The organism is Streptomyces sp. NPDC017448 (assembly GCF_044330565.1).
GTDB lineage: Bacteria > Actinomycetota > Actinomycetes > Streptomycetales > Streptomycetaceae > Streptomyces.
In genome coordinates, this window is sequence record NZ_JBIRLM010000022.1 from 117791 (window position 1) to 135001 (window position 17211).

A 17211-nucleotide genomic window follows, 5' to 3' on the forward strand; every position below is an offset into this window, starting at 1 on the left:
CTCAGGGCCCCCTCGCAGGCCGCACACCAGAAGTTGTCCACACCTCACGACCGGGCCGAATCTGTCGCTCATGGGGACGGCTCGCCCTCGCGTGAGTGCTTCCCGAGCAGAGGCAGCGGGGCGGAACGCCTCCGCAGACACGGCTGCCGGACGAGGCCATCGGCGGCCCTGATTCGTGTCGTGTCCGTTCGGTGAACTGAACAGGAGCGAGGACTTGACGCAGTACGCAGCACCCGACGAAGCAATCGCCATCATCGGTATGAGTTGCAGGTATGCCCCGGATCTCGACTCGCCGGACAAGTTCTGGGACTTCCTCCTCCAGGGCAGGAGCACGGTCGGCGACATGCCCGCCAAACGGTGGGAGCCCTACGCATCGAGCAGCCCCCAGGCGACCGCCGCCCTGCGCGACACCGTTCGCCGCGGCGCCTTCCTCGACGACATCGAGGGCTTCGACGCCGACTTCTTCTCCATCTCACCCCGGGAAGCCGACTTCCTGGACCCCCAGCAGCGCTTCATGCTCGAACTCACCTGGGAAGCACTCGCCCACGCCGGCATCCCCCCGCTGTCGCTGCGCGGCACCGACACCGGCGTGTACGCCGCCGCGAACTCCAACGACTACGGCAGGCGACTACTGGAAGACCTACCGCGCACCGGCGCCTACGCGGTGAACGGCACGACGCTGTACGGCATCGCCAACCGCGTCTCCTACTTCCTGGACCTCCACGGACCGAGCATGGCGGTCGACACCGCCTGCGCCGGAGCGCTCACCGCCCTCCACCTCGCCCGCCAGAGCCTGTTGACCGGGGAGACACCCCTGGCGATCGTCGGCGGCCTCAACATCATGTCCACCCCCTCCCTCAACGTCGCCCTCCACGACGCCGGAGCCATGTCCCCCGACGGCCGCAGCAAGGCCTTCGACGAGGACGCCGACGGCTACGGCCGCGGCGAGGGAGCAGGAGTCCTCGTCCTCAAGAGGCTCTCCGACGCACAGCGCGACAACGACCCCGTCCTCGCCGTCGTCCGCGGCAGCGGCGTCTTCCAGGACGGCCGCTCCGACGGCATGATGGCCCCCGACGGGGACGCCCAGGAGCACATGCTGCGCCAGGCGTACCACCGGGCGGGAGTGGACCCGGCCACCGTGGACTACGTCGAGGCGCACGGCACGGGAACCCCCACCGGCGACCGGGAGGAGATCACCGCCCTCGCCAAGGTCTTCGGAACGGACCGGCCCCCCCACGCCCCCTGCCTGATCGGATCGGTGAAACCCAACGTCGGCCACGTCGAGGGAGGCTCGGGCATCACCGGCGTGATCAAGACCGTCCTCGCCCTGAGGAACGAACTGATCCCCCCCACCCTCCACGACCGGCCCCGCACCGACGTCGACTGGGACGCCTGGGGAATACGCCTGGTCAAACAGGTACAGCAGTGGCCCTCCCGCCAACAGCCCCGACGCGCCGGAGTCTCCAGCTACGGCGTCGGAGGCACCATCTCCCACGTCATCCTGGAGGAGAGCCCCACCCCGGCGACCCCGCCCCCCGCCCCCGCCGCCACCGCGACCCCCGCCCTCTTCCCGATCTCGGCCGCCTCCGAAGCGGGACTGCGCGCCCTGGCGGCCGCGACCGCCCACTGGCTGGCCGCGCACCCCGACACCCCCCTGCCCTCCATCGGACACACCCTGACCCGACGCCGCTCCCACCTCGCCCAGCGGGCCACCGTCGTCGCGGACTCCGCCCACCAGCTCGCCGACCGGCTGCGCGAGGTCGCCCAGGCCCACAATGGCCCCGGCACCGCATCGGCGCGCACCGGCGCCGAACGCGCCGACGACGCCGTCTGGATCTTCTCCGGACACGGCGCCCAATGGACCGGCATGGGCCGCCGCCTACTGGAGAGCGAACCGGTCTTCGCCACCGCCCTCGACGCCCTGGGCGAAGTGTTCCGCGACGAACTCGGCTGGACCCCCACCGAAGCGATCACCCAGGGCGGACCCTGGACCGCCGCCCACGTCCAGGCCCTGACCTTCGCCGTCCAGATCGGCCTCGCCGACCTCTGGCACGCCAAGGGCATACGGCCGGCCGCGGTCATCGGACACTCCGTCGGCGAGATCGCCGCCGCCGTGGTGGCCGGCACCCTCGACCGCGAAGAAGCCGCCCGCTTCGCCTGCCGCCGCGCCGCGGCACTCCAGCGGCTCGACGGACGCGGCGCGATGGTCATGGTCGGCCTCCCCTTCGAAGAAGCGGCCCTGCGGCTGGAAGGCCGAGGAGACGTGGAAGCCGCCATCGCCGCCGGCCCGCACTCCACCGTCCTGTCCGGCGACCGCCCGGCGATCCTGCGCATCGCCCAGGAATGGCCGGCGACGGACATATGGACGCGGACCGTCGACTCCGACATCGCCTTCCACAGCGCCCACGTCGAAGAAGTGATCGACGACATCGAGGCAGCCGCCCACACCCTCACCCCCCGCCCCCCCACCACCCCCCTCTACACCACCGCCCTGACCGACCCCCGCTCCACCGCCCTGCGCGACAGCGGCTACTGGACGGCGAACCTGCGCAACCCGGTCCGCTTCACCCAGGCCGTACGCGCCGCGGGCGAGGACGGCCACCGACTGTTCCTCGAGATCTCCACCCACCCGGTGGTGGCCCATTCGGTCAGCGAAACCCTCCTGGAGCTGGGCATCGAGGACGCCGCGGTCACCGCAACCCTGCGGCGCAACACCGACGAGCAGACGACCCTGCTGGAGAACCTCGCCGAACTGCACTGCCACGGCACCGCCGTCGACTGGACACGCCACCACACCGACGGCGCCCTGGTGGAACTCCCGGCAGCCGTGTGGCAGCACCGGCCCTACTGGATCTTCCCCACCACCGCCACCGACACGGGCCCGGGCCGCGGACACGACCCCGAAACCCACAGCCTGCTCGGCGGACGGATGACCGTCAGCGGCTCCCCGGCCAGACAGGTGTGGCAGACCCGCCTCGACATGGACAGCCGGCCCTACCCCCAAAGCCACGGCCTCGTCGGCGTCGAAGTCACCCCCGCCGCCTCCATCATCAACACCTTCGCCGCAGCCGTGCAGGAGGACGGACCCCCCTGCCTGACGGACATCGTGCTGCGCACGCCCCTGGCGGTGGAACCGCCCCGCGTGGTCCAGGTCGTACGCGAAGGCCGGTCGCTCTCGCTCGCCACCCGCCTGGCCGACGACACCGCCGCCGCCGACGGCAGCGAATGGATCACCCACACCACGGCCACCGCCACCCCCGCAACCCGCCCCCCCGGCGGACGCCTGGAGACACGGGCCATCCGCTCCCGCCTCCCCGAAGGATCGCTCACCCGGGCCGACGAGATGTTCGCCCGCATGGGCGTCGAAGGCTACGCCTTCCCCTGGGACCTGGAGGAACTGCGCCACGACGAACACGAACAACTCGCCGTCCTGCAGATCGAACCCCCGCCCGCCCACCGGGCGACCAGCTGGGCCCACGTCATCGACGGCGCCCTGACCATCAGCGCCATGGTGGTCTCCCCGGGCGACGCCACCGTGCTGTGGATGTCCCGCTCCATCGAGCAGGTGACGTGGAAGGGCCAACCCCCCGCCCGACTCACCGTCCACAGCACACGCTCCCCCCGCTCCCCGCACGACACGGTCGACGTACGGGTCGCCGACGAACGGGGCGACGTCGTCTGCGAGGTCACCGGACTGCGCTTCGCAGCCGTCGAACACCTCGGCACCGCCGTCCTGCCCAGCGAACTGGTGCACGAGATCGTGTGGCGCCCCTGGAACCCGGACGACCACCGGAAAACCACAGACCCCTCCCTCGAACAGGTGATCCTCATCGGGGATCCCCGGACCACCGCCCCCCTGGCCGAACAACTCCACCAGACCGGCATCACCTGCCTGCAGGCCGGCGACTCCCCGGAGACGGGGCTGCGGCCCGACCTGTTCACCCGGCCCGGCGCGGTGATCGTCGCACCCGCCCTGCCCGGCCCGGACACACCCCCCGAGGAGGAAGCCGAACGGGTTTCATGGCTGCTCCTGCGGACCGTGCGACGCGTCGCCGAGCTCCGGGCCGACCTTGCCGGGGACGCGGCAGCACAACGGGTGTGGTGCCTGACCTCCGACGCCCGCCGGGCCCGTGACGAACGGTCGGTGGCCCACGGCCCGCTGTGGGGCCTGGCACGCATCGTCGCGGGCGACCACCCCGAACTGTGGGGCGGCGCCGTCGACATCAGCACATCGGCCCGGGAAACCGGCCCACGCCTGGCCGCCCTGCTGGAGGACGCCGCCGGTTCGGAGGACGTCATCTCCCTCACGGACGAGGGAGTCGAGGCCGCCCGGCTGAGCCGCATCGACCGCCGAGCGGACGGCACGCCCCTGCAGTGCTCGCCCTCGGGCACGATCCTGATCACCGGCGGCCTGGGCGCCCTGGGCCTGGAGGTCGCCAGATGGCTGGTGGACCGGGGCGCCCGCCGGCTCCTGCTCGTCAGCCGCCGCGGCCTGCCCGACCGCACCCGGTGGGCCGCCGTCACCGACGCCGAGACCCGGCGCAGGATCGACGGCGTACTGGCACTGGAGGCACTCGGCGTCACCGTCCGGGTACTCGAACTCGACATCACCGACGGCGACCAGGTGGCGGCGGCCCTCGCCCCCGGAGCCCTCGGCCTTCCCCCCGTACGGGGAGTCGTGCACGCCGCCGGCGTCGTGAACAGCGCCCTAGTGGACAAGACCGACCTCGAGGGACTGCGCGAGGTGATGGCCCCCAAGGTCCGCGGCGCCATGGTGCTGCACCGCCTCTTCCCCCCCGGCGACCTCGACTTCTTCGTCCTGTTCTCCTCCTGCGGCCAGTTCGCCCGGCTGTCGGGCCAGGCCAGTTACGCCGCAGCCAACTCCTTCCTGGACACCCTCGCCACCCACCGCAACGCCCAGGAGCACACCGAGACCATCAGCCTGGGCTGGACGGCATGGCGGGGACTGGGCATGTCCTCGGACATCGACACCACCATGTTCGAAGCCAACTCACGCGGCCTGGAAGCCGTCTCCGCCTCCGAGGCGTTCGGCGCGTGGTCCTTCGGCGACCGCTTCCACTCCGACTACCAGGCCGTCCTGCGGGTGGTGGCGACCCCCGCGCACACACCGCGCCTGCCGATGTTCCGGGACCTGCCCGTCTCCGGCGAAACGGACGGCCCCGCGGGCGACCAGCTCTTCACCACCACCCTCGAAGGCCTCCCCGAACAGGAGGCACGCGAGAAGATCACCGCCGATGTACGCGAACAGGTGGCCGGAGTACTCAACTTCGACCCCGCCGAAGTGGAGATCAAGCGACCTCTCGTCGAGCTCGGAGTCGACTCCGTCATGACGGTCGCCCTCCGCGTGCGCCTGCAGCACCGCTACGGCATCGAGCTCCCGCCCACGATCCTGTGGGCGAAGCCGACGGTGGCGGCCCTCTCCGAACACGTCTGCGACAGCCTGCGTCCGGACCCCCAGGGCCACCAGGACCCGGCCGTGCCGGCCGCCGCCGGGTAGGACCCGGCGGCAGGGGCCGCCCCCTCGCCGCCGCACCACCCCCGCCCGTGGGCGCCGTCCTCCAGGACGGCGCCCACGGGCGCTCCACACCCGGCCCTCCCCGGGGCCCCCGCGGGCCCCCGGCCCCGCACACCCGCCGGGGGAGAGAACACACGGGCAGCCGGCTCAACGGGCCACCACCCACACCGCCCGCACCCCACCGCACCACGCCACGTCCCGGACGTCCCGGACGTCCCGGACGGCAGGAGCGGCAGGGGCGGCACGAGCCCGCCCGGAGACGCACCGGCACCCCCCCCGGCCCGCCCCGCCCCGTCCCGCCGCGAGCGGGCACACAGAAAGACCCTTGGGGCCGAACCCGAGGGTCCGGCCCCAAGGGCCTCTCACAACAGGCGGACAGGGACCGTACGGGGGAGCGCACAAGCCCCCGACCGCCACCCGGCCGACGGCGCCGGCCCGGCTTCAGCGCCCCGGTGCGAAGGACTCCCCAAGGACGGCAGAGGTCACGGCAGACGCACGGGACTGTTGTGGTAGGCGTCGATGAGCCACACACCGTCCCGCTTGCCGAGAACCCAGGTGGCCCGGATCTCCTTCTCGGGGGCGACCGCGTCCTCCCCGGCAGCCATGACCCCTCCCTGAGTGACCAGGATCGCCGTGTCACGACCGGTGAACCTGACGTCGATGGGCACCCCGAAGACCGACGTGCCCTTGTACGGACCGGCATAGGACTCGGCCATGAACTCCCGGATTCCCTCGACTCCCTTCCGGAAGACGTCACCGGGAAGCACCATGGTCCCGTCCTTGGCGAAAAGACTCGCGAAAGCAGAGGCGTCCTGGGACGCCCACGCCTCCATCATGCGCCGGGGGACATCGGCCACCGCCGCCATGTCCCGGTCGCTCGCAGGTGCCGAAGAGCCAGAACTCATTTCCACTCCCATTTCCGTAAAAGGGTGATGCACGGGTTCTCCTCGCATCCTGCCGCCACGCTCCACCACCGGAAATATCCCGGATTGCGGACTGGGCCGGCAGACGCTCACCCGCTCCCGGACGCAGACCCCACCACGGCCATCTCCACGATCGAGACATAGCCGACCGGGTGGACCGCCCGTACGGCGAGACCCGCCCGGCCGGCGAGTTCGCCCAGCTCGGCAAGGCTCCGCTCCCGGCCGCCGAAGTAGGTGAGCATGCGCAGGTCCATACCGGTGCCGGCATCCTCCTCCGCGGCGACGGCCTCCACGACGAGCACGACGCCCCCGCCACCGGCGGCCTGCGCACACCGCTTCAAGATCGCCACCGCGGACCGGTCGTCCCAGTCATGGAGGACGGCCGACAGCACATACCCGCCGGCACCCGCCGGCAACGGGTCGAAGAAGCTGCCCACCTCCACCCGCGCCCGGGAGGCCAACCCCGCCTCCAGGAACCTCCGGTGCGCCGCCGCCGCCGGACCCCGCAGATCCACCACGGTTCCCGACAGACCCTCATGGGCCGTCAGCAGCGCACTGAGCAACCCGCCGCTGCCCCCGCCCACGTCGACGACGTGCGAGAGACCGGCCCAGTCGTACGCGGCCGCCATGCCGCGGTAGTCGAGCTCCAGGTGATGGCTCATCAAGGCGTCGAAGGACGCCGAGAGCACCGGATCACCGGCCAGGTCCTCCCAGAAGGACGCCCCGTAACGCACCGGGTAGGCAGGCTGCCCCGAGCGGACGCTGTGAGCCAGCTCGACGAAAGCGAGATCACCCCGCCCCACGGCACTGTCCATGTCCAGCCACTTGCGCCTCCCACCGGCGTGGTCGTCGCGCAACTGCTCGCCGAACTCCGTCAGACCGTAAAGACCCCCGCCATCCCTGGTGAACAGACCCACGGCCACCAAATGGCGCAGCAGCCTGTCCAAAGAATCCGCATGCGCACCGGCCGCGGAGGCGATCTCCCCGGCGGTACGGCGCCCGGCCGCTATGTGATCGGCGACCCGCAACGTGGCCGCCACGCGGACCGCCATCGGAGTCGCCAGATCGGCCAGCGCCCTCAACCCGATACGTGCACTGCCTCTACCCACACCCGCTCCTTCATCCGGTGGCACCAGCCCGCCCTCTCTTCCTCCCCGACCCCTCACAGCACCCCGCCCCCACTCACGGGACGGGGCCCGCCCCCGCCCCGCCGGAACGCGGAAAACCGGCGCCGATATGCAGCGCTGTGGTCAACGCCGCCCAGGAGACGGCCTCGACCAGCTCCCTGTCGGAGGGATGCCCCTCGCGGAAGGCACGCACATCGGCTTCCACCACCTGGTACGGCGCGAAGGCCGCCAGGAGCACCAGCCGGGCGACCGGAGCCTCCGCCGGGGAGTACCCTCCCGCCGCCTCGTCCAGCCACGCACGGCTGGGCCCCACGGGCTTCCCGTCCCACTGCGCCAGCCGCCCGCGAAGCCCCTCACGCACCCGCAGGGGAACCCAGCACGCCGCCTCGTCCACCGCCCGCGCCGCACGGGCCAGGGACGCGGCCACCGTCGGACTCGCTTCGGCCCACGCCAGGGCGGGAAGCAGGGGGGCCGGAGGCAGGAGATCCAGGGACGCACCAGGTGCCAGAGGGCCGCGGCCGGCGGGCACCATGCCCCGGGCGACGGCCCGCATGGCCACCCCCCGAACACGCCCCGGAACCCGCTCAGGCACAGGCGAATCCTCCAAAAACACGCTGACCATACGGTTCAGATAATGGAAGGCGACCGCCACACCGAAGAGCTCCGCGACCTGCGCCGGGGCCAGCACCCCGGGGGAGGGGGGACGAGAACCCCCGGGAACCCCGACCGCCTGCACCCACGCCGCGATCTCCCCACCCCCCGCCGCCGGCAGGCGCAGGGTGTCCAGCTTCGCCCCGTGGACCTCCACACAGTAAGGACACCGGTTGGCCCGGGAAACGGCGATGGCCACCGCTTCCTTCACAGCACGCTCCACACCCCGCCCCGCCAGCAGCGTCTCCCGCAGCAGCAGCCAACCGGCGGCCAGCGGTACGGCCGCCGCGGAGTGCAGAGCAAGCGGCGGAGCCACCACACCGAAATCCCGCTCGCACTGCGCGTACACAGCCGCGACCAGCCCGCCGGCCGCACGCCGCTCCACGACATCGACATACCGCACCTGCCGCGAGGAGTCCCTCAACAGCCCCCGCACCACGGCTCTCAGCATTCCCCCTCCCCACCGCCCACGACGGCCCCGAAACCCGGGACCGCCCGCCAGGACGCGGCGCTGCTCACATACCGGCCGCCACCGCCCCGCCCCGCCCGCCCCCCACCGGCCGCGACCCCCCTCCTCGCCAACCGGACACGGCGACGCCGCCGCCGCAGAAGCGAGGAGGACGCACTCCTCACCGCTGCGCCCCCCGCCACCGGCGCCCCGGCCACCGCGGCCGCAGACTCCTCCCCGCCCCGCCCCCCGCGCCCGTCCTCGGCACCGGGCCCCAGGTCCTGCGGGCCTACCGAACCGAAGCCGAGGACGCCGTGGTCCAGGAAAAGACGCAACAAAGCCGCAGCGGCCAGGCGCGCGGAATCAGCCGTGTACCCGCCGACAGACGCCACCGCCGGCCCCCCGCCACGACACTGCGAGGACGCTCCGCGGCGCCGGCCGGCCAGAGCGTTCCTCGGTGGAGAATCCAACAGGGGGATGTAGTTCATGCTCCGCCTCCCTCGCCGTGGCGGCAGCCGGACCTCCGCACGAGCGAGCACCACGGGCATGACGCGGACCCGCGCTACCCGCACGGAAGCGTGCCCGGGCCGGAAGACCCCTGGCCGCCGAGGAACATTCTCGGCCGCTCCCGCCGACCGGCGCCTCTCCCCACGTGCGCAGCTGCACACCCCCCGCCCCCCTCACTCACACCGGGCCCTCACCCCCGGGCCGCGCACCGCCCGCCCACAGCGCGGCCAGCGACCGCTCGAGCGCATACGTGGGCCGCCAGCCGAGGACCTCGGCAGCGGCGGAGACGTCCGAGCACTGCCAGGACACCGGCGCGGACCGGGCCCCACCGGCGCCCTGCTCCACGACCCGCCCCCGGAAACCGGCGATGTCGGCCAGACGCCGCACCAGATCACGCACCAGGACGGCCTCCCCGCCACCCACGTTGAGCACGGGCGGCAGCGGACCGGAAGCGCCCACCGCACCCTCCACCGCCCGGGCCACGTCACGCACGTCGACGAAGTCCCGGTACGCCGACAGATCACCCAACCGCACCACCGCCCCGGCCCCGCCCCCCGCCCCCCGCAGCAGGGCGGCTACCCGGCCGGGCAGCCCCGACACCGGCGCACCGGCCCCCACCGGATTGCCGACCCGCAAAACCACCGCGTCCAACCCCGACGCGGACACCGCCACCGTGCCGGCCAGCTTCGTCGCCCCGTAGACGGTCACCGGACAGGCGGCCGCCGACTCCGACACGGGAACCCGGACCGTAGAGGGACCGTACTCGGCGGCCGACCCCAGATGGACCAGACGGACAGTGGGACACGCCCGCGCCAGCGCCGCACAGAGCACCGCCGGACCGCGGGCGTTGACCTCCGCCAGCCTCACCGGGTCGCCGCCGGTCACCCCGGCACAGTTGACGACGGCATCGACCGCAACCGAGGCCAGCCTCCCGGCCAGCCCCTCCACGGAGTCCGACGCCAGATCGACCGGCACCTCGGCCCCGGCCGACCGGCCGCCCCCGATGACCCGCACCCCGGGCAGCGAAGCGAACCGCGCCGCCACCTGCCCCCCGAGATAACCGGTATGACCCAGAACGAGAACGCGCATGCGGTGGCCCCCTCCTCGAAGCGGCAGAGCCCCCCGGGAAACCCGGACGCCGACCCGGCCCATCTCCCGGCCAGTATCCGCCCAACTCCCGGACACCCGGCGGCCGGCCGGGCCCGGCACACCCGGCCCGCCCCGACTCACAGGCCCCGCCACGACACCCTCGGGCACCGTGGCGCCGCCCGCCCCCGCCCGCAACCGTCCGACGACGCCCGCGACCTCAGCCCACGCCTACCCGCAGCGGCTGCGCAGCAGTTCCACGCCCTCGCCCTCGAGTTCGTCGCAATACGCCGCGCGCCCCGTCATGGCCATCACCAACGCCAGGGTGGGCCCGGAGACGAGCAGTCCGGAACCGTTCGTGAACGGCCCGTCCTCCGCGACGAGCCGCAGCCCCCCGACACGCCCCTTGGCGACCACCACGAGATCCGTCCCCCGGTAGTACTCGGCCACCTGCGTGAGGACTTCGATCGGGTAGTCATGACGGATGCCCAGAGGACGCCGGATGTCCTCTCCGTGCACGACCGTCTCGCCCAGCACCGCGATGGCGGGCAGAGCAGGTTTGGTCCTGCTCGCAACGATGCGCCGAAACCGCTCCAGGGCCTCGCCCGGAGTCGCTCCCACCTGCTCGGCCAGCCTCATGGCCACCTGCTTGTCGAAGTCGAACCGGCAGCGAACCACCCCCACCAGCCAACGCGCGGTGTTCAGGCTGGCGCTCGCGGTGAGATGGGCCAGCACCTCACGCACCGTCAGACCGGAGCACAAGGAGGGCGTCGCCCACTGATCGTCTCTCAGACCTTCCAGATCGGCCGCCAGCGCCGCCCGCTCGGCGTGGATCGAAGGCCAGGCACCGGTCCCACGGGCATACTCTGCTGTCATCTTCGCATCAGTCATGTAGGCAGCTCTCCTGTCACGGATCTTGACCCCCATCATCCCTGTCCGGAAGGAGTGCGTCCGGCAGGGCACGGCTACCCCCGCCCTGAATCCCCACGCCCCCGGCGCCCCGACCCGGGCCGCCCCGCCCGGCGCAACGGCCACCTGCCCGCCTTCGTGAACACGGCCCCCGCGCAGCCGACTCCCTGTGCGCGGCATGCGAGACGACCCGCCCGGCAACCGACGGGGACCACTGCCATCACCACAGCCTGATCCGCGGCTCCCTGTCCGGCAGCTGCAACACGATGGAAGGACAAGGCAAGGAGCCCCGGGCCCGACCGGGCAGCCTGCAGCACCTGTTGCCCTGTGACGGCTGCCGCGCCCGGCGCAGTTGCCGCCCCACCACCGGCTTGCCGCGCTACGCCGCCATCTGCACCTGACCCGGGGCGCCCAGGGATACGACTGGCCCCTGCACATGCACGTGGGCGTCGAGGAAACCGACGCCTGGCTGTGTCCACGAGATCGGGTTCTGGTCCAACTTCTGTAGAGCTCTCACGCTCTGTAACCCGCCGGTGATGGGGCTCTTCGAAAATCCCGCCCCCTGCTCGGGGGCGGCCCCAGACCTGCTCGATGGATCTCCCCACGTCGCTCGCAGCCGGCCGGCTCCAGGGGCGGTGTGGTCGACCCGGCCACACGCCGCCTGCCGAGGGCGGCTTGCGCCACAGCCCGCCCACGTGTGGGAGCTCGTGCCTGGGAGACAGCCTTTCATCGGGGTGTGCGCGCTCCTGGCGGTACAGCGTTACATCCGGACGTGACGGTCAGCGGGAGAAACTCCACAGGGCTCAGACAGGGGGCCAGTCCTGGCCGGCTGTCACCTCGCGTGCGACGTGATGCCACTGATCCTCTCCGCCAGGCAGGGGCCAAGCCCAGGTCGGTTGTTCCGCGGTGTTCAGGTCACGGAGAAGGCGGACAAGCTGTGGACCCGCGGTGGCGGCGCCGTCTGGGACGGTGGGGCCGTGGACGGCTCGGAGTTCGGCAAAGCGTGCCAGTTCGTCTTCGTAGAAGCCCACGGCCTGAGCGGTGCGTTCGGCCACGTCATCGCTCGGCACCGTACGGTGCAACTGCAGCAGCGGCGGCTCGACGGATTCGGCGATCGCCGCGGCAAGGCGCGCGTGCCCGTCCAGGATCAGATGGCAGTCCAGGCCGCTGACCCACCACAACAAGACCGGCGGGAGCGTCCCTTCACGGGCCTGCTTGCGGTACGCCTTGACCCGGCTGTCGTCGGCACTGGGCATGGGCCGCAGCGGAAGGACCTCCCACGAATGAGAATGGAAGAACCAGTCAATGTATCCGTCCGGATGGCCGTCGACGAGCATCGAGCCCCAGTACTCGGCGTGCGAAGCGTCAGCGTGACGCCAGCGCCGGAGCGGACTCTCGCAGGAGAGCAGCCACCGGCCCTCGTGCAACGGGCTACCCGGCGAATCAATGAGGTACTGCGCAAAGCGGTGAGCCCACCGTTCCGGGCTGCCCGCCAGGGCTCGCGCCACATCGGCGCGCAACGGCGGGACGAAGGAGCGGTACGCGTCGGTGCGCCAGAAGTCCACGCCCTGGAGCTGCTCGTCGACCACAGCGAGCAGCACGGGCCGCGACAGCTGGGAGACCAGCAGTTGCGGGCCGGCACGGAACACGCACAGCCCCGGCTGGTGCCGGCCCTTCACGTCCAGGGAAAGACCCACCCACGCGCCGTCGTCCCTCGTGACATCGCTGCGCTGCATGCCGAGAGCCTAGACGCCGCTGCGGTTGACCCGATGGCGCCCTTGGCCGTCCGACACGATCCTCCCCACTCCACGAGCCGGTGGCTTCGGCCGGAATCACGCGCGGGTGCTCGTTGAAGCTCCCCACTCCGTCAGCCGCAGGACCGCACTCCGGCTGACCCTCGCCCCGAAGACGTCGGCCAGCCTGGCACCGGCACGGCCGGCCAACACGAGGCCGACCTCGGCCAGGACTGACCGCATGCGTTCGGTCCGCCGACTGTATCGCCGAGACAGGCCCGCGACCTGCTCGACGAACGTCCGGCGCCCGCAGGAGACGTCCTCACACGTGAAGCGCCGGACACGGAGCCGCACCACCACCCGCCGTCCCGCCACGGGGAGGGCAGCTGGAAACCGCAGGTAGGAGCCGTGCACCCGCCCCGACCAGCTCCCACAACCCGGGCACCGAGCCCCAGCCGTCCGGCATCTGACACCGACCCGAACCACCTCGCCACCGCCCTGCACTGACCCCACCCTGATCCCCGGATCCGCCAGGAAGAGCAGCCCTTCCAGCCGGAGTAGTACCTCGCGCACAGCACAGAACCATCAGCCCGGACGTCGTCGGCACCAGCAGTCTCCATACGATCTCGCGAGATCTACCAGCAAGATCAACGGTCACAGGGAGTAGACACACCACAGAAGTTGGACCAGACCCCAAACTCGTGAACAAAGCCACGACGCCGACTACGACTGCACCATCCAAGGCACGAGCTCTGCGGGCGTTTCGGCTCACGCATGAGGAGACCGAGCACATTCTTTCCACCGCTTTCGAGGAAGGACTCGTGCGGGACGACCGACAAGAAGCCGCGTGCCGACGCCCCCGCCGCTGCCGAGGCCAGACCGTGCCTACCGCCCAGGGGCAGGCACCCGAGTCGGAAGACGACGCGTAGTCGGGGAGCCCCCCAAGACCACCGTGACAAAGGCCTTCAGCCCACAAAGGACACGCGATCCCCCACCATCGATAGCAATAAGCTAATCATCATGCGAAAAACGCATCACCTTGGGTAGAATCAGACCATGGCATTGACCTTGGAGGAATCACTGCGCCTGACGGTGGCCGCCCTGATGCAGGCGACCGGCGACTCGCAACGGTCGGTCGCGACCGTACTGGGACTGACACAGACACAGGTATCACGCCGACAGACAGGCACCGCCTCATGGAGCCTGCACGACGTCGACCTCCTGGCCGAGCACTACGGCATCGGAGCCCTGGACCTGCTCGCGGGCCCGACCCGAGCATGCGAGGCACTGCCCACCGCCCGCCGCCGCCCCACCCCCGCCCAGGCAAAGGAGACGAGCCGGTGAGCGACTTCGACACGATCGACTCCCTGCTCCACACCGTCGGCCCGCAAACCCCCCTCCCACCCCACCACGCACGCCGCGAACTGCGCGAACGCGCCCAGCTGACCAAAGCACAAGTAGCACGCGCCCTCGGCATCAGCCCCGCCACCCTCAGCGGATGGGAGAACGATCGCGACCCCACCGGCGAAGCCCGCACCAAGTACGCCTACCTCCTGGACGGACTGAACACCAAACTCACCCCCACGACCGAGACCCCCGCGGACCCAGCCACTCAACAACCCACGACGTCAAGCGCTGCCACAACACCCCCCACCCCCGCACCCCCACCCGAACACGACCAGGACGAGGTGGAAACCCTCGCCCTGCCCGAGCCATGCGTACTGTGCAACCACCCCGCCGAACAACGCGTAGCGGGATTCACCCAGCACCTGGACCCCTCCGACTGCCAAACGACCCCCGCCGAAACCCCCACCCCCCCACCCACCGCTCCCTCCGCCCAAACCCAAGAACCACACACCACACCCCCACCCCACCCCACCAGCCGAACCCCCCCCACCTCATACCAGCGGCCCTTCCAACAACCCTCCGGCCCCACCGACCTGATCCACGAAGCAGTGCACACCGTGCTCGCCGACCACCAGGGCGACGTCGAAGCCGCGAGCACCGCCCTACTGAAGCGCGCCATCCCGGACGCGATGCGCCTGCTGGACGAAACCCGCAAAGGCGCCCGCTACGACCTGATCGCCCACCCCTGGATTCCCGACATCCTCAAAAAGCAGACCGCACGCGGCGCCGACCAGATCTGGGAAGCCCGCCCCAAGTGGACCCGACACCAACTCCCACCCGGAAAACACCACATCACCGCACTCGACATCAACGGCGCCTACTTGAGTGCACTCAAAACCCACCTCCCCCTCGGCCAACTCGAACACTCCACCGGCTTCCCACACGACCGGCGCCGCGCCGGAGTCCACCTGATCACCCCACCCACCTGGAAACACGACGCAACGCTGCCCAACCCGATCGGCCGACGCGACGAACCAGGACCCCTGTGGGTCACCGAACCCACCCTGCGCCTCCTCCTGCGCCTGTCCAGCCCGAAACACGACCTGTGCGAACCACCCGAAATCCACGAGTCCTACACCTCCGGCGCCACCGAAAACCTCCTGGAGAAATTCCGAATCACCCTTAAGGACGCCCGCGACACCGCCCTCGCACACGGCGACGAACTGACACTCCAATACGTGAAAGCCATGTATTCCAAATTCGTGTCCACGATGGGAGAATCGAACTACAACCGCGAGCTCTACCGCCCCGACTGGATGCACATCATCCGCTCCCAAGCCTTCGCCAACCTCTGGATGAAAGCACTCAAAGCCCACGACGAAGGCCTCACCGTCGTCCGGGCCATGGGCACCGACGAACTCCACGTCATCGGCGACTGGCGCAAGGTCTTCCCCGAAGGCCGCGGCGTTGCCGAAGTAAAAGTGAAAGACGAATACACCGCCGACAGCACGAACCCGGCAGGAGAGGAAGACTGATGCCGGACCGGAACCACGAGTTCGGAAAATTCGGCGCCCGCGGCACCAAAGGAAGCACCCTGGTCGCCCACCGACTGGACAACCTGGTCGACTTCATCATCACCCCCGTCACCACCCCACGCGGCCTCCTCGCACGCCTCCACTACCTGACGACATCCCCCAGAACACTGAAAGCCGCCCGCGCAGCCGGACTGACCGTCACCGACCGCACCCTGAAAGCCTGGCTCGCCGGCACCCAAAAACCGACGAAAGCCAACCTGGAACGCATCGAACAGACCTACCGCACGGTGCGCCGCCACAACGTCGCCCGCCACCTCCTGAAGCGTCTCAACTCCTCCGGCGGCACCCGGGTAGAGCTCCACCCCCTCGACCAGACCCAGGTCTCCACACCCCACCGGCGCACCCTCGACTACCGGCACATCAACGTCCGCCGCTGGGATCCCATCGTGACCGCCTGGAGCACCGGCGACAGCCACGCCCTCGACGACGCCTGGACCACCGGCGTCCTGCCGGACCTGGGCAGCCAGTGGGGCCAGTATGAATACGTGACGAACATCGGCTTCGCCGCCTGATCCCCCCACAGGCCGGCACCCCGCCTGCAGCACCACCGGCACGGACTCCCAGGACCACCTCGATGGACGACACACCGACACCATCCGGCACATCGAGAACTCCCAGGCCGGTGACTTCCCCCCTTGCGCCACCAGCGGGAGACGGGCGCTGATCGAACACCGGCTCTACGCTTGTCTGAGCACTCCTGGCGCATCGCCCCGAACACCGGGCTGGACGCCGAAGCGGAGGAACCGTGGACGACCGGCGACGAAGCCTACGGGCAGGACCCACAGTTCCGTACCAGCCTGGAGGGACGAAGCACCGGCCCCGTGGCGGTCGTCGCCCACCCCCTATCCGCCCTTGGATCTACAAAATCCGAACACTCTAAAGGAACAGCCAACTCTCTTAAAAAGAAGCAAGTTGATTCAGCTGAACCTCTGCAAAACCGGTCCTCCCTCTGCCGAAGAGGAGCGTTCCGAAAAACAGAGACCACGTAATTCTTTTCCCGTGCTTCTCTTGAGGAAGCACCTTGGAAAAATTTCCGTAAAGACCCGGCGTGAAGCCCCCAACCCTTTTACTGAAAGGGGCTCAGAAAGTTGAGATGAGCTAGGGTCAAAATTACGCAAGCCCCAGCAGCAGACTTGCCCTTGTAGCCAGCCCAGGAGTTCGCGGAGCGAACTCCGTTGAGAGAGACCGCGGAGCGGGATCTCGTATGCTCGGGTCGCGGAGCGAACCGAGCTCCGGCCGCGAAGCGGCCGGCCTGCGTCACGGAGTGACGCAGCATCAGCGATGCGGAGCATCGCGATGTAACCGTCGCGTAGCGACGGCGCGTCGTCTTCGCGGAGCGAAGCGCGCGC

Annotated in this window: 12 protein-coding genes; 5 read left to right on the forward strand and 7 right to left on the reverse strand. The window is 70.5% G+C overall.

Annotation, left to right across the window (positions count from 1 at the left end; all coding sequences use genetic code 11):
- The first annotated feature begins 214 nt into the window (after nucleotides 1-214).
- A complete protein-coding gene (locus tag ACH4K1_RS28170; RefSeq protein ID WP_398092387.1) occupies nucleotides 215-5518 on the forward strand; it encodes a beta-ketoacyl synthase N-terminal-like domain-containing protein in 5304 nt (1767 codons plus the stop codon).
- Nucleotides 5519-6018: 500 nt separating this feature from the next.
- Here the strand turns inward: ACH4K1_RS28170 and ACH4K1_RS28175 are convergent, their stop codons facing one another.
- The 5 genes from ACH4K1_RS28175 to ACH4K1_RS28195 all read right to left on the reverse strand — a co-directional run bounded on the left by ACH4K1_RS28175 (nucleotide 6019) and on the right by ACH4K1_RS28195 (nucleotide 11169).
- Nucleotides 6019-6441, reverse strand: a complete 423-nt coding sequence (locus ACH4K1_RS28175; protein WP_398092388.1) for an SgcJ/EcaC family oxidoreductase — start codon at nucleotides 6439-6441, stop codon at nucleotides 6019-6021.
- A 107-nt stretch (nucleotides 6442-6548) separates the two neighbouring features.
- Nucleotides 6549-7568 (reverse strand): methyltransferase, encoded by a 1020-nt coding sequence (locus ACH4K1_RS28180; RefSeq protein WP_398092389.1) that lies wholly within the window; start codon nucleotides 7566-7568, stop codon nucleotides 6549-6551.
- 73 nt (nucleotides 7569-7641) lie between these two features.
- Entirely contained in the window at nucleotides 7642-8688 is a 1047-nt protein-coding gene (locus ACH4K1_RS28185; RefSeq protein WP_398092390.1) for a carboxymuconolactone decarboxylase family protein, read from the reverse strand.
- A gap of 681 nt (nucleotides 8689-9369) precedes the next feature.
- The gene (locus ACH4K1_RS28190; protein ID WP_398092391.1) at nucleotides 9370-10281 is read right to left on the reverse strand and encodes an NAD-dependent epimerase/dehydratase family protein; all 912 of its coding nucleotides are present in this window, start codon (nucleotides 10279-10281) and stop codon (nucleotides 9370-9372) included.
- A gap of 228 nt (nucleotides 10282-10509) precedes the next feature.
- Nucleotides 10510-11169 carry a maleylpyruvate isomerase family mycothiol-dependent enzyme gene (locus tag ACH4K1_RS28195; protein WP_398092392.1) on the reverse strand — a complete coding sequence of 220 codons (660 nt, stop codon included), beginning with the start codon at nucleotides 11167-11169 and terminating at the stop codon, nucleotides 10510-10512.
- Nucleotides 11170-11258: 89 nt separating this feature from the next.
- Here ACH4K1_RS28195 and ACH4K1_RS28200 point away from each other — a divergent pair, with 89 nt between their 5' ends.
- Nucleotides 11259-11588 (forward strand): endonuclease domain-containing protein, encoded by a 330-nt coding sequence (locus ACH4K1_RS28200; RefSeq protein WP_398092401.1) that lies wholly within the window; start codon nucleotides 11259-11261, stop codon nucleotides 11586-11588.
- 402 nt (nucleotides 11589-11990) lie between these two features.
- Here the strand turns inward: ACH4K1_RS28200 and ACH4K1_RS28205 are convergent, their stop codons facing one another.
- The gene (locus ACH4K1_RS28205) at nucleotides 11991-12923 is read right to left on the reverse strand and encodes a hypothetical protein (protein WP_398092393.1); all 933 of its coding nucleotides are present in this window, start codon (nucleotides 12921-12923) and stop codon (nucleotides 11991-11993) included.
- 96 nt (nucleotides 12924-13019) lie between these two features.
- Nucleotides 13020-13493 (reverse strand): transposase family protein, encoded by a 474-nt coding sequence (locus ACH4K1_RS28210; protein ID WP_398092394.1) that lies wholly within the window; start codon nucleotides 13491-13493, stop codon nucleotides 13020-13022.
- Between the two features lie 483 nt (nucleotides 13494-13976).
- On the opposite strand from ACH4K1_RS28210, the gene ACH4K1_RS28215 reads away from it, so the two are divergent.
- Genes ACH4K1_RS28215 through ACH4K1_RS28225 form a run of 3 tightly spaced genes read left to right on the forward strand, consistent with a single transcriptional unit; the run spans nucleotide 13977 to nucleotide 16374 of the window.
- Nucleotides 13977-14264: a helix-turn-helix domain-containing protein gene (locus ACH4K1_RS28215; RefSeq protein ID WP_398092395.1), complete on the forward strand. Its 288-nt coding sequence runs from the start codon at nucleotides 13977-13979 to the stop codon at nucleotides 14262-14264.
- Nucleotides 14261-15802 (forward strand): helix-turn-helix domain-containing protein, encoded by a 1542-nt coding sequence (locus tag ACH4K1_RS28220; protein ID WP_398092396.1) that lies wholly within the window; start codon nucleotides 14261-14263, stop codon nucleotides 15800-15802. Before ACH4K1_RS28215 ends, ACH4K1_RS28220 begins: the two co-directional genes overlap by 4 nt.
- Entirely contained in the window at nucleotides 15802-16374 is a 573-nt protein-coding gene (locus ACH4K1_RS28225) for a transcriptional regulator (RefSeq protein WP_398092397.1), read from the forward strand. The genes ACH4K1_RS28220 and ACH4K1_RS28225 overlap by 1 nt, the downstream gene beginning before the upstream one ends.
- Nucleotides 16375-17211 lie beyond the last annotated feature (837 nt).